Origin of the sequence: Pedobacter sp. ISL-64, assembly GCF_018613605.1 — a bacterium.
In the GTDB taxonomy this organism is placed as follows: Bacteria; Bacteroidota; Bacteroidia; order Sphingobacteriales; family Sphingobacteriaceae; genus Pedobacter.
Genome location: NZ_JAGGPU010000002.1, coordinates 1 through 14,927, shown reverse-complemented (window position 1 = coordinate 14,927; position 14,927 = coordinate 1). Strand labels below are relative to the sequence as shown.

Genomic DNA, 14,927 nt, shown 5'->3' with positions numbered 1-14,927 from the left:
GGCTATTGAAAAGACAAAATGGAGGTAGGAAACTTCCTATTATGGAAATAAAAAACCCCATCCTATTAGCTAGAAATGGGGTTTTTAAATGATTTTCAGGCTTGAAAATCTTTGCTCCCTCTGCTGGGCTCGAACCAGCGACCCTCTGATTAACAGTCAGATGCTCTAACCAGCTGAGCTAAGAAGGAGTACTGGTCGTTTCCTTAAACGAGGTTTATTTACACTTTGCAGTTAAATACCCTTGTTCGTTTTGGGAGTGCAATATTAGCGCTTTTAAACTATTTATGCAAAAATTAATTCAATTATTATTTAAGGAAACGATCCTCCCTCTATGGCGGAGGATCGTTTTGCGAATTTAAAGTTGAATATCAGATCGTTAACAATTATGGTTTAACGATCCACGGCGACAGATTAATGTCGTCAATTCCGTTATATTGGCGAAGTAAAGCCTGTTTTAGGTTTTCGCCGTTGGTTGTTCTTTCAATATTAGGGTACTGAAAACGCTTGGGAATCCTGTTACTATTACCTACGCCAGGACCTAAATCGAAAGTTGGCACACCTGTTCTGCGGTACTGATAGTAAGCTTCGAAGCCCGAATTACGGAAATAAGCCAGGTATTTCTGCGTCAGGATCTGCTTTAAACCATCGGTTGTATTACCGGCATATTTAACCGCAGTCTGCGAATAATAATCGCTTTCGAAAGAGAAATTAACATTAAAGTTTTCAAATTCGCCCAGCTTCCCATCCTTTTTCAAAAAGGTGACCACATTAATACCATCTTTAATACCATAGAAGCCAATAGAAGCCTGAATCCCTTTTTTATACCAGCTTTCGGCATCGCCAGTAGCCCAACCGCGGTTAATGCCCTCTGCTTTGATGAAACAAAGCTCAGGATAAGCAATGATAAACGTATTTTCGGCTGTATAACCACTATAGTAGCGATAACGGCCAATCAGCGAATACAACCCCTTCTGTACCTTATCCAACATTACCCCTTGATCTTCACCTGTAGGTGCACCAATAAAATTGCGGTAATCGGTAATGGCGTAACCGTTGGCTTCTGCTATACCCCTTGCCGGCTCAGCTACCATATAGGCCCGGGGATCTTTAAGGGTCGAAAGCGTATTTAAATACGTACCCGCCATATTGTAACGCAGGGCATCATTACCAAAATTATCTTTATTGTTCGGATACTTATTAAAACTCTCGTTATACACAAACTGAAGATTATCGGCCATACTCTCCATAACCGGATATTTGGTCGGGTTGCCCAATACCGCAGCAAATTGTTGTTTTACCTGTAAGTCGGCATCGTCTGCTTTTGTGCTCAAATTGATCAAAGTCCGTAATTTAAAGGTATTCACCACCTTTTGCCAGGCTGCAAGGTCATTTTTAAGGTAGATATCGCCTTTTAATTCCTTGTTGCCTGCAACAATTAAAGCCGATAAATCGTTGTTCGATTCTTCTAACCAGGTTAACGATTGTTTAAAAGTATCTTTTTGGGTATCGTACTTCGGGGTTAAGTTGGCGAAACCTTTTAAGGCTTCGGTCATCGGTAAATCGCCCACTTTCAAACTCATTTTCACAAAATAATACGCTTTAAAGAATTTAGCCAGTGCCAGGTAAGGCTTAGCTACCGCACCGCCTAAACGGTTGGCTTCCTCTTCCATTTTTACCACATTTTTTAAAGTCGTATAATCTAACGAAGCGCCTGTCCAGTCGTAGTTATTGGTTGCGTAATAGAAATAGTTGGCCGCAGTGTACTGGTTCCATCTTTCTGAGCCCGAAAAAGGTGCCTCGTACATATCGAACAAAATACCGTTCAATAATAAGTTTGGCGGAACGGTTTCGGCCTGGTTCGGATTTTTAAAATTTTCTTCAAATTCTTTCTTGCACCCGCCACAAACAGCAACGATGATGAAGAGGAACAGGATTTTATATATTGATTTCATAATACTTATTGCTAAAGGTTAAAAAGTAACATTCAGGTTAAAACCTATACTTCTTGTAGTTGGTGTTTGCAGTGTAGAGGTACCTTCTCTGCCCGAGTACTGATCTACATCTACATCGTTATAAGTAGAATTGATAAAGTACAGGAGATTACGCCCTACTACCGAAATATTGGCCGATTTGATAAACGTGCGCTCCAGTAATTTCTTAGGCAATTGGTAGCCAAAAGTTACTTCGCGCAATTTGGCATAGGTGCGGCTCATCATGGTGTTCTCTTTGGCACCATAAAAAACGCCCAGATAATCCTGCAACAACTGCGGAGTGGTATTCGGCGCAAAAGTTAGGTCACCATAATTGGTAATTACACCCGTAACCGGATCGAAGTTCAGTTTACCGCCATTGGCAATAACCACACCATCGCCTACCCAGGTACCTTTGTAAGTAGGATCGTTTACACGCAAATAATCCTGATATCTGGCATCGCCCATTTTACCCTGGATGGTTTCGATCTGACGACCGCCCTGGAACGATTTTAACCTCACATAATCTTGCATTACCCCACCCACTTTACCATCTAACTGGAAACTGAATGAGAAATTCTCATACCTGAATTTGTTACCAATGCTCCATACCCAGTTTGGATCGGCATGCCCCAGCAGCTGGTTAACCGGTAACGAAACCGGTGTTCCGCTTGAAGTATGGATCACCTGTCCGCTTGGTGTTTTAGCTAAAACAGAACCATATATATTGTCGATGCGATCACCGGTTTTAAAGAATTGATCAACCGATGTTTCGCCTGGCGCAAGTTCTTTGTAAATCTGTTTGTAGGTAGACCAGTTGATCATAACATCCCAGCCAAATTTGTCGGTCATAATTGGTGCGCCTGATAAACTTAACTCCACTCCACTGTTTTGCGTTTTACGGCCGTTGATGGTATTGGTTTGGTAACCTGTTGCTGCTGAGATATTTTGTCTGATAATTTTCGGTCCATCGATATACCTGAAATATGTAGCTTCAAAACCTAACCGGTTTTTAAGGAACTTCAGATCGATACCACCTTCGTAATTGGTTCTGCTCTGCGCTTTTACCGCGTTCAGATCGATAAGGTTGTTGGTATAATAGGCACCTGTTTGGTTATTGTAGGTTGGCCTGATGCTGTAAGGCGAAGAAAGACCATAACCTGGACCACCGTATGACGAAGTATATTCTGCTCCATAACCAATTGGATAAGTTTGCAGAGGCGTTGCACCAATAAATTCCTGTGTGCCCAAACCTGGATCTTTAACGTTTGCATACGATGCCCTTACTTTTGCAAATGAAATAAAAGCAGGCATTTTTACATAATCGGAGATTACCGAGCTTAGCGAAACCGAAGGATAGAATGCTGAATTGTTGCCCGGAGGAAGTGCAGAGTTTTTATCTACACGGCCAGTGGTATTGATGTTCAGGTACTTTTTAAAGCTCAAATCAACTGAGTAAAATGCACTTAACACCAACATTTGTGAATTGAAATCGAATGCTTTTACCGGGTTTTTAGAATTCGAGAAGTTATATACATTTGGAACATTTAAATAATCGGTTGTGGTAAAGCTCGAATTGTAACTGAAGTTACGGGCATTACCGCCGCCAAAAGCACTGATTTCGAACAGGTCGCCAATGTTTTTATTGTACTTTAAAATCAATTGCGTATTGTTTTCGAACATGCTACGGCGGTCTTCCCTGTAATCGCCTAAGCCTTCTTCACGTCCGTATGGGTGAGCAGAAAACGGCATTTTCTCCGTCCTTAACTGATCGTAGGTAGAGATCTGCGTTTTCAGTAATACATCCAATCCTTTGGTTACATTGTAGTTTAATGAAGCATAACCGTTAATATCGTTCTTTTTATGTCCGCGTAACCACTCGTAAGATAAAAAATAAGGATTGTGGTAACGCTGATATTCGGCGTAAATAGACTGGATTCCTTCTTTGCCTGGCTGCCAGTAGTTTTTCATGTCGTCGATATTCCAATCGGCACCGCCCCAAAGGGTCATGTTATAAATCACACTGTTCGGTCCATAGTTCACATCAGGTATATTATCAGAAAACTGGCGGCTATAATTGATATAGGCTTCAGCTCTTAATTTCGGACTGATGTTATACGAACCACTTACATTAAAATTGTTGATATTTAATTGTGTGTTCGGTATAATTCCTTTTTGATAATTATTGGAAATGGAAACCCTTAAATTATACTTATCTGTTGCAGAAGATAAGGCAACGTTGTTTGCAGAAAGCAATCCGGTTTGGATAAAACGCTTTAAGTTATCCTTTCCACGGGCTACCCATGGCGTACCCTGGCGCACGCCGTTCACAATCGGACTATCATATTGAGGAATCAACTGACCGTCGAATTTTGGGCCCCAGATATCGTAATCACCATCATTTAAGCCACCACCTTTTCCATCACCAAAAGCATAGGCACTGTGCTCGCCTGGCCCGTACTCGTCCTGGCTTTTTGGTAAAGCGATAAACCCTTTGTTAAATTGTGTGCTCGAATTTAGCTCCACCGTAAAACCTTTGTCGCTCAGTTTACCTCTTTTAGTGGTGATTAATAATGCACCATTATAAGCCTGATAACCATAAAGTGCCGCTGCTGCCGGGCCTTTAAGCACGGTATAAGTATCAATATCATCGGGATTGATGTTCCAGGTATCCGAATTGATCGGCACCCCATCTACCACTACCAAATTAACATCGTTACCGCGAAGGTAAAGCGACGAACGGCCCAAAAGTTCTGAAGATACCCCAACAGTTAAACCGGCAACCTTACCCACCAATCCGTTTACCGGATTAGCTTCCCTGGCTTTTACCAGATCCGCTCCTTTTACTTCCTGAATGGCATAGCCCAGGTTTCTTTTCTCTTTACGGATACCGAGGGCGGTAACCACTACCTCGTTTAAATTTTTCGAGTCTGTTTTTAAAGTTACGGTAAGGTTTGCGCCAGTAACCTGAACTTCTTGTGGAAGAAATCCGATCGAACTAAAAACAAGTGTTTCACCTGTTTTGGCATCGAGTGTAAAGCGGCCCGACAAATCGGTAGAAGTAGCTTTTTTAGTCCCCTTTACCATTACGCTAACGCCTGGAACCGGCTGTTGCGCATCGTCTTTAACCAGACCAGCTATTTTTGTTTGTGCCCAGGAAAAATAAGGCGTGAGACACAGTAACAGCAAAGCTACCATGCACATCTTCATCTTGTAGAGATGTTTCATTTATCTATAATTTTTTTAGGTTTTATAGATGCAATGATAAGATGTGTATGTTAGCCTAATGCCAACTTTTAGTTAACAAAACCTCCTATTTTTGTTTAGTATTTGTTAACTAAATATTTTCTTAATGCTTTCTGCGGCATAACCTGCGCTGGCAGTCATTCCTTTACCGCCAATAGCCGTACGGATGTGGATGCGATCGTCGAGATCGTAAGTTACAATATGTTTTGTTGCGTGCTGCGGATAAAATCCGGCCCAGGTACTTTGCAGTTTGCGCACATCGAAATCAACTATCCGGGCTGCTTCTTCTAGCATGAGCTCATTAACGTGGTGGCTTAAATCGAAACCAAGATCGTCGAAATGGTTTATATCGGCATATACATGCGAATCGCCAATAATAATCGTATTATCTGCAGCCTTTTTAAACAGGATATGGATACCCCATTTTTTTAGTTCTTCGTAATGCTCAGGGGTTTTAATGCTTTCGAAAGAAGGGCAATAGTGCTCAAAACTCTCGTAACGCCTGGTGGTTAGCCCTGTTAAAATATTACCTGCTAAAGCTACTTCTGGCATAGGTATACTGCGCATCATTTGCAGCTTACTTACCACAATGCCGCTTTCGCTAAACAGGTCGGGATAAAGCAGTTTAAATTCGTAACCGTTACAGATAATGGCTTTCTCTGCCGTAAAAAGTTCGGCATTGTTCCTTAAACCTACTTCAACACCAGTGCCTTTGCTTTCGCAGGCGGTAACCGGACTGTTGTATTTAAGTGTGTATTGTGCAAACTTAGTCTGCATATATTCATGCAGACGGTAGATCATTTGATCTGGTGCCACACTAATTTCCTGAGGAAAAAAGATGGCTTCTTTGGCATAAGAAGATTTAATAGCAGGATATTTCTTTAAAACCGCTTCCCGACTAAGCAATTCGGTCTCGTAACCGATGGTATCGTAATGTGCTTTCAGCTCGTGGATTAAGGTCTGCTCATCGTTATCTGATGCGATGTACACACTACCATTTTGCTGCACGGAAATATCGAATTCTTGCTGAATGGATTTATAAATATCTAAACCGGCCACACCATATTCGAACCACTCGGCTTCCATACCCGAGGGTACCACCTGACCAAAATTGCGTACCGTAGCGCCAACCGGAAAATTGTCTTTTTCGAGCTGCAGTACCGATTTGCCCGAAAATAAAGCATGGTAAGCATGGAATGTTCCTAAAATCCCTCCACCAATTACAATAAGATCGAAATGTTTATTCATTGTTTATTTTTTTGTGAGATGCTATTAAAAATCATCTTCGTTAATGTTGTTTTTATCACGTTATCTTCCATTATTCCAATTATAAGAATGGTCGTCATCTCGACTGGAACACAGTGGAATGGAGAGGTCTATTGAAGCAGATTTCTCGACTGCGTTGCACTCCGCTCGAAATGACGATGAAGCAAGGCATTTCATTTCCCTGTTAAAACCATTTTCCCCGTTGCCTGCATCTTTTTATTTGTAACCAAAGTTTTTCTTCTGAAATAAATTAACGAAAGTACACTACACACCCCGCCAATTAATGGTATGGCAAACAAACACTGTTTAAAAAAGTGCATCCAGCTGGTACTCGTTTCGCCAAACTCATGAAACAGGAGTATTGAAAAGCTACCTACGTAACCAATAGAATCGGCCACATACATAATAAAACCGATGTTGCTCTTGTAATGAAAATTGGCAATCATCCGTTCAAAAAAAATAGCATTATAGGGAATGTAGGCCATATACAGTCCCATTCCCAGTAAAGCCATCCAGCTAACAGGCCCAATGTAGCCCCTATCAAAAAAGAATGTACTTACGCCAATTAGCAAACAGCCCGAAATAATCATGATATGGATCACGGTAAAAGCTTTGAGGTTATCTTTAATCAGGATCAAAAGCCCCATCATCACCAATACCACAACCGAAATCAGGGTATCAATCTGCGTATAGATATGGTTGTTGTGAATACCTAAGCCATTCCAGATTTCTACTTCGAAATTATCGCGCATATCGCGGATACAGGTAAGCAGCACGTAGATGATAATGGTTAAGATGATACCCGGCAAAAATGTGGTGATAAACTTTCTGCGCTGTTTCGCATCCATTGGCACCCGCTTGGTACGTAACTCCTGATCTTCTTTTGAAGGCGGCGGAATAACCTCCAGACAAAAAACAAACAGAAGCAACGGAAGCAGAAAAACCAATCCGGTAAGAAAAGGCATCCAATAATCGCTTACCGAAGCTAACGACATCAGCGTTCGGGCTACAGTTTTAACAAAACCTGAGGCAAATATTAAACTGATTGACATTAAGGCCCCCATAAATTCGGTTGTTTTTCTTCCTTCCAAATAACTGAATACCAAACCCCAGATCATGCCCAAAGGGAAGCCATTGAGGAAAAGAAATACAATATTGTAGGGAGCAGGTACCAAAGCAAACCCAAGCAGGGCAAGCCAAGAAAAAAGAATCAGAAAAATGATGCTCCTTGCCCGCTTACTTTTCCCCGATTCGGAAATAAAACGGATACCATAAAACTTACTTAAGGTATAACCTATCATTTGTGCAATAACCAACCAAACTTTATAATCGATATGCAAAAATTCCTGATGCTCAAAAGTAGCAGAAGCAAAAGCTTTACGAAAGGCATACATACTGGTATAACAACCAAATGCTGCTATACCACCAAGCATTGTAATTAACCAATAAGGCCAATTAAGTGCTTTTTTGCGGGCAAGATGAAGCAAACTCATCCTAATATCAGCTTATGTTGTTTATCATACCGAGCACCACTGATTTGATTGACATATGTATTTTCTAAAAACACAATAGTAAACATTGTTTATTATTAGTAAACAATATCAAGATTATCAAATTGTTAAGTTTTTACCATGTAGGACTTGTATTTTATTTCGTAAAAGCCTCTAATACCGGCCTTCCTCTCCAACTTTGCGGTTGTTGCAGCCTCATTAACCAGGCCAGTGTTGCGGCTGTATCATAGGTAATAATCGCATCTTTTAATTCGTGGTTTTTACGAATGCCAGGGCCTGAGATAATCCACGGGATCTGCACTTCATCAAGCGATTTACCCCATGGCCTCTACCCTTACCACCGTGATCGGCAGTAACCAGGATAACGGTTTCATCAGCTATGCCTGCATCGTTAACCGCTTTTACAATTTTACCTATCCGCTGGTCTACCAACTCCAGTTGTTTATAATAAGCCAGTGTACGGTGACCGATTGAATGCCCCGTACCATCAGGCTCGTCTAAATGCAGGAAGGTAAAATAAGGTTTTTCTCTTTTGATAATCGCAACAGTGGTATCGGTGCAAAAATCATCTTTATCGTTTCCACTAACGATAATGTTTACTGCTTCTTTTTCAAATAAATAACCAATCCCGCTCCAGCTATACACAATAGCCGTTTTAGCTTGTTTTTTTTGATCTCTGATTACACTAAATATCCCTGGAAACAAACCATAAGATGTTTTGGTGATAGATGGAATTTCGGGCACTTTACTGTCCCATTCGGTATAACCATGTTCGGTTGGTCCAGCACCCATTAATAAGGAAGCCCAGTTTACAGCGCTGGAAGATGGCAGTACACAACGTGCCTGTGTAGTCCACGAGCCGTTAGCCATTAGTGCTTTAAGATTAGGCATATTCGCCTCTGGCAAAGCGTAGCCACCAAAACCATCGCAACCAATTAAGATTACGTGTTTAATTTTTTTAGATTGTGCCTGGGCAAATACACATAAACAAGTAGCAGTAAAGTACTTTTCAAAAATCTTTTCATATTCATATTTTCTATTACCAAACCTAAGATTGGTTTATAAAGATGAAGATAAGTATTTGTTAAGTATTAATAAACTTTGTTTACATAAATGTTATTCAAAAAAATAAATCACCAGCATTAGCGCCCTGCTATCGCCAATGTTGACCGGAGTGTGAGAAAGCCTTCCATCGAAAAGCATAGAGTCTCCTTTTTCGAGTATAATTTTCTTTTTCGAAAACTGATATTCGACCTTACCTTCTATCATGTATTTAAATTCGAAGGCTTCGGTTTTCACCATTGGGCGATGCGCATTCACCTCGAGCTCGAGCAGTACAAAATCGGCAGTCGAAAACTTAATATTCTTGGTTAAAATACGCGAGTAGTTAAAACCTACGGCCTGTTCTTTTTCGAACTTCTGGTACTGATCTTTTCGTTTCACCAGAACGGGGGCATCTTTTTTATGAAAATTGATATCCTTAAAAAAACTGTTCAGATCTATCTGCAGACTTTTAATAATATCCATTAATACCATTAAAGACGGAATGGTACGGCTATTTTCGATTTGAGAGATCAGCCCCTTGCTTACCTCCGCTTTATCTGCAAGCTCCTGAACGGTAATCCCCAGCTCTTTACGTCTTTCTTTAATTTTAAGGCTAATCTGTAAAAGAATTTCTTCTTGCATATGCTAAAATCGTGTTAATAACGCTAATGTATTATTTTATTCCTACAATCTAAATCAACAATCGCATTAGTTACGGAATTACATTTTTAACATGCTTATAAAAACAATCGCCGCCTTTTTATGGCGACGATTGCAAAAATTTAACGGTAATGTCCGGGTACCCAATACCGACCGCCATGAGGGCCAATATTATAATGCCCGCGCACCCAGTGTGCCCTTGGTGCACGTGCGCTCACCACGCATGCACTAAAATTAACCGCCATAACCAATAAGAGCAATGCATTTACAATCCTTTTCATAACCTAACTTTTTAAATTGAAAAATAAATCAAGCTTTATGCTGTGTGTTTTATTTTGACGGAGGAAGGATAGGAAAGGTTTAATTGGTATTGCTTTTACTTAACCTGAACTCGATTAATAACATGCCTTTAAAGATCTTCTGTAGATATTTTCGCCTCACCGTCATCGCCCTGACCTGTAGCGCAGCGGAAAGCTACGTAGTAAACCGAGCCTTAAGCGAGCTCACCGAAGGTAATTTATTTCAGGGTCTATCTAGCAGGAAAGATGCTGACCACGTAGTAGCTATTAGACCTTTAAAAACAATAAAGGTGACTAATAAAATAAATCCGATAGCCATCGGATGAGGGTGACGCCTCACAAAAAACGGCCCAACCTTATTTAGGTCAGACCGTTATATATTGATATTAAAAAAGATTAGAAACTATATCTCAATCCCAATTGCATTTGGTAGCGTGAGGCAAAGAAATCTTTTGAATAAGAGGTTACATCTTTCTGTGCAAAGGTATACACCGGATATGCGGCTGGTGTACCTGCAGTTGCCACCTTAATCCCTACACTTGCCATTGAATTATAAGTATTAGGAGAAAAATATTGAATTCCCCAATCTTTATTTACCAAATTGGTCAGGTTAATAATATCGTAAGTTAAAGTAAGTACATGTGGATGCTTTCCTTTTGCCACCTGAATATCCTGAGAGAAGCGGAAATCGGCCTGAACATTCCAAGGGGTGCGTGCACCATTACGTTCTGTAAAATCACCACGACGTGTACTTAAGTATTTATCGTTATTGATATAATCATCAAATGCGGCAGCTTGCGCAATTCCTGCTGCGTTGTTGGCAAAGAACTTTTGTGTTTCGCCTACAGCCGGAATATACATCAAACTTACGGTTTGGCCAGTTCCATTGATCCTGGTATTCACTAAACCCAATGAATAAGGAGAACCTGACTGGCCGCTGAAGAACAAGGAGAAGTTAGATACATATTTACCGTTTTTAGCCCAATCTAATCTGTAATTGATGGTCGAAATAATCCTGTTACGGATATCGAAATTAGAATATGCCAAGCCTGGGTTATTTGGACTAAGGGCCTGGTTTAACTGCCAGTTAGATTCCATTGAATTACGGATACCATTGGCAATATCTTTCGATCGTCCGTAGGTATAAGCCACCATCATATCTAAACCGACAGGAAGTGATTTACTCACCTGAGCGGTTAAGCTATATTTATATCCTTTATCAGTGTTTGATAATAGGTAGGCATTGGTATATAAAGGATTAATTTTGGTACCTGAATAAATAGGCTGCTGTTTCTGGGTATCATAAGCCATGTAAGTAGGATTATCCACATAGTTGATCTGCTGAAACTGCACATCTTTAATCACCTGACTAAAGATTCCCTCCACTGTAAATTTCCACTGGTCGTCTGTTCTATAATCGAAGGCTAAATTACTTCTCCATGCTTTTGGCATTTTAAAGTTGTTATCCACCAAATCTACCTGTGTTGCACCTTTAGCATCTTTAACATTAACACCTTGATTAGTAACATAACCTGCTTCACCATTACCTGTTAAAGCATCTCTGATCGGATCAGTACCCGCTACAGGCGTTACAATTTTGCTAGGATCAGCATTGGCATAAACATACGATTTATCGAAAGCGCCATAGTTTACGCCATTGTTGTAATATGCATAACCGATCCATGCAAAAGGAACACGGCTGGTAAACAAGCCGGTACCACCACGCATAATCAAACTTTGGTTACCCAGCACGTCGAAATTAAAGCCAACACGTGGAGAAACCTGGATTTTGTTCAGGAATTTCCCGGTAATTGATGATGGTTGTGTGTAAGTATAGGTTGTACCGTAATTTGCATCAACCGGAGAATTGGTTGTTTTTGGACTCAATGATGGCATATTTGGTAAATCAGCCATATCGAAACGTAAACCCGGTGTCAATTTGAAACGATCGCCGATACGGATTTCATCCTGACCATAAACACTGTACATGTTTACATTAAATTCTGCAGTTGGATTCTCAATAATATGATCGCGCGTATTATCATCGTAGTTATAACTTGTACGTACCCTGTTTGGTTTGTTGGCCAGGAAATCGGCGATGCTGCTATAAGCCACACGGCCATTCCATGAGTTTACGAAGCCATAGTTGATGTTGTAAAACTCATTGTGTGTACCAACGGTGAAAGTATGGATACCCGAGCTGTAAGTATAGTTATCGGTAAATTCGAAAGTATTCTGCTTCATGTTGAAGATACTTGCCTCACGGTCGGTACCCAAAAACAATGTTCCCCCGTTAGAAGCAATCTCGATCTGCGGTAAAGCCGGATTAGAAAGTGGATCACGATAATCGTGAACGGTAGAATAACCTACAATTAAATTGTTGGTAGCTGAATTTCCGAAACGGGTTTTAAGATCGGCAACAGTTGATGTCTGATTATTGTTCTGTCTGAAATCGATACCACCAAACCTGAAGTTAGACTGATCTCTTTCTAAGTTTGTTGCTTTCGAAATGATGGTATTATTTCTGATGGTTAGCTGGGTGCTTTCACTGATGTTCCAATCTAAGCGGTTAAAGAATTTGTTAGACTGCGAATAGATGTTGTAATCGCCAAACGAACCGGCATCTACACCATACACATTTTTCATGCGATCAGAGATCTGTTGTGCCTCACTTAAGGTAAGCAATTTCATATCAGATGATCCTGCGCCTAAAATTACCGGATCCTGACGGCGGGTAATCTCTTCATTGGTGAAGAAAAACAATTTATCTTTTATAATCGGGAAACCTACACGGAAACCCGTTTGGTAATCATGAAAAGCGGAGGGCTCTTTGCTGTTATCGCCGATTTTATTTCTACCGATCAATGATGCGTTACGGCCATAACCGTAAATCGAGCCTACTACCTCATTGGTACCACCACGCGTAACAGCATTAATACTGCCACCTAAAAAGTTACCCACTTTAACATCGTATGGAGAAAGTAAAACGGTAACATCCTGAATGGCATCTAACGAAACCGGATTAGTACGTGTACTGCTTCCAGGCATACCCGAGCTTCCACTTTGCCCACCTAATGAGGGACTAAAACCAATGGCATCATTATTAATTGCACCATCAATAGTCACGTTGTTGTATCTAAAGTTTGTTCCTCCAAAGGTATTATCTTTACTGCCTTGAGGAGTAACCCTTGTTACATCCTGCAAGCTGCGGTTCATGGTTGGTAGCGTTTTGATCTGACCTTCGCCGATACTTGTACCTGCACCGGATTTTGTTCCACCTTTTTGGCCTTTAACACTTACTTCGGCCAATTGATTACCTTGCTCCTGAAGATCAAGATCGAGCCTTACATCCGAACCTAAGGTTAAATAAATATTCTCTTTTACTACCGGGCTATAACCCACAAAGGTTACGGTAATTTTGTATGGCCCGCCTGGGTTTAAGTTGCCGATACGGTAAAGTCCGTTCTCGTTTGACGAACCTTTAGATACAGTACCTGTTGGAACGTGCATCATCACAATGGTTGCCCCCGGGATGATACCCTTATTATCCTTAATCTTTCCATTAATACTAGATGTTGTAACCTGTGCCTGAGCAAATGTGACCAAGAGCAGCAGAATACTTACTAGGGATAGTATGCGTGATTTCATTTTCTGTTGTTTTATTTTCATGCAAAACAACAGTCCTAATGTTAATTCAATATTAACACTAAATTAAGTTTAACACTACCTTAACAATGTGAAAATCAGAATAATACAATAAGAAAACAATTCCTTAACAACCAATATTTCAGGCCGGAATATAATGAAGAATAGAAAGCCCAAAGATGAAAACGAAAGATGAAGATTTGATGAAGTTTCAATTAGCTCGAAGTCCTTAGTCGGGAGTCCAAAGTCGATTAACTGGCCATGTGTTTAGAACCGGGCGTTTAACGATAATAACCGGTTTGAACAATTAACCACAGAACAAATTTCTTCTCCCTGTTAACTAATGAACCAATGACAAATGAACTAGTGGACTAATGAACCTATATATCATCAGTTTATACTTTTAACAAACCACGAAATGCTCTTGCGGCATAATACGATTGTGCACCATTGTGGTAAACAAATACATGATCGTAGCGGCGATCGCCGAAAAGGGCACCACCTAATTTTCTAATCTCCGGAGGGGTAACAATCCAGCTTGATGTTTTGGTATCGAATTTTCCGAGTTGCTGCAAAAAGCGGTAATGTTCTTCTGTTAAGAGTTCTACACCCATCGTAGCAGCCATATCAACAGCATTATTTTCCGGTTGGTGCTCTTTTCTCGATTCCAGCCCTTCCAAATCATAACAAATACTTCTACGGCCTTTGGGGCTTTCTGCCGAACAATCGTAAAAAATATATTCGCCTGTTTTTTTATCATAATCAACAACATCGGGCTCACCACCAGTTACCTCCATTTCATCAAGTACCCATAGTTTTTCGGGCCGGGTAACTAACCTTTCTTCTACTTTAGCCCATTCAATACTTTTATGGCGGTCCATGTTTTTCTCGAAACGGACTTTTAACGTATGAAGGAGTTCTTGCACCTGTTCTGCAGATAGTTCTTTTTTATTTATTTTGCTCATATTGTGATATTGAATAAATTTTAGTCTCTTGTTATAACGTCTTTTTAAGAACATGGTTCTTGCATTTCAAAGTTTTGAAAAATACCAATTTTTATTCGGAGCGCAATACCCGTATTAAACACTAAGTTTCTTCCCGTCTTCTGCTTTTACGCTTCGCTGCCTCGTACCTCGTTGCTGCAGGGTAACGCTTCAACCGGGGCTAAATGGCTAAGGCAGTTTTTCATTTTGGGGGTTGCAGGGCGCACAAACCCTTGCTCCTAAACCGGATTGCAGCGAACACGAAGTGTAACGGAGTAAAGCGAAAAGGTACTGTCTTTAAAA

Annotated in this window: 9 protein-coding genes and 1 tRNA gene; all 10 read right to left on the bottom strand. The window is 40.5% G+C overall.

The features are described 5' to 3' along the window. Positions 1 to 114: 114 nt before the first annotated feature. Positions 115 to 188, bottom strand: a tRNA-Asn gene (locus J7E57_RS02530). Between the two features lie 195 nt (positions 189 to 383). Beyond that, a complete protein-coding gene (locus tag J7E57_RS02525; protein ID WP_215125015.1) occupies positions 384 to 1,952 on the bottom strand; it encodes a SusD/RagB family nutrient-binding outer membrane lipoprotein in 1,569 nt (522 codons plus the stop codon). An 18-nt stretch (positions 1,953 to 1,970) separates the two neighbouring features. Next, positions 1,971 to 5,198, bottom strand: coding sequence for a SusC/RagA family TonB-linked outer membrane protein (locus tag J7E57_RS02520; protein ID WP_215125014.1), 3,228 nt, complete (start codon positions 5,196 to 5,198; stop codon positions 1,971 to 1,973). Positions 5,199 to 5,303: 105 nt separating this feature from the next. Then, positions 5,304 to 6,464 (bottom strand): TIGR03364 family FAD-dependent oxidoreductase, encoded by a 1,161-nt coding sequence (locus J7E57_RS02515; protein ID WP_215125013.1) that lies wholly within the window; start codon positions 6,462 to 6,464, stop codon positions 5,304 to 5,306. A 191-nt stretch (positions 6,465 to 6,655) separates the two neighbouring features. Then, positions 6,656 to 7,975, bottom strand: coding sequence for a DUF5690 family protein (locus J7E57_RS02510; protein WP_215125012.1), 1,320 nt, complete (start codon positions 7,973 to 7,975; stop codon positions 6,656 to 6,658). 264 nt (positions 7,976 to 8,239) lie between these two features. Beyond that, positions 8,240 to 8,884: an alkaline phosphatase gene (locus tag J7E57_RS02505; RefSeq protein ID WP_251029770.1), complete on the bottom strand. Its 645-nt coding sequence runs from the start codon at positions 8,882 to 8,884 to the stop codon at positions 8,240 to 8,242. Positions 8,885 to 9,109: 225 nt separating this feature from the next. Then, positions 9,110 to 9,679 carry a helix-turn-helix domain-containing protein gene (locus J7E57_RS02500; protein WP_029279156.1) on the bottom strand — a complete coding sequence of 190 codons (570 nt, stop codon included), beginning with the start codon at positions 9,677 to 9,679 and terminating at the stop codon, positions 9,110 to 9,112. Between the two features lie 140 nt (positions 9,680 to 9,819). Continuing rightward, positions 9,820 to 9,978: a hypothetical protein gene (locus tag J7E57_RS02495; RefSeq protein ID WP_167346157.1), complete on the bottom strand. Its 159-nt coding sequence runs from the start codon at positions 9,976 to 9,978 to the stop codon at positions 9,820 to 9,822. Between the two features lie 414 nt (positions 9,979 to 10,392). Then, entirely contained in the window at positions 10,393 to 13,644 is a 3,252-nt protein-coding gene (locus J7E57_RS02490; RefSeq protein ID WP_215125011.1) for a TonB-dependent receptor, read from the bottom strand. 392 nt (positions 13,645 to 14,036) lie between these two features. After that, complete coding sequence (locus tag J7E57_RS02485; protein ID WP_215125010.1) at positions 14,037 to 14,606, bottom strand: DUF4256 domain-containing protein; 570 nt, start codon at positions 14,604 to 14,606, stop codon at positions 14,037 to 14,039. Between the last annotated feature and the right edge of the window lie 321 nt (positions 14,607 to 14,927).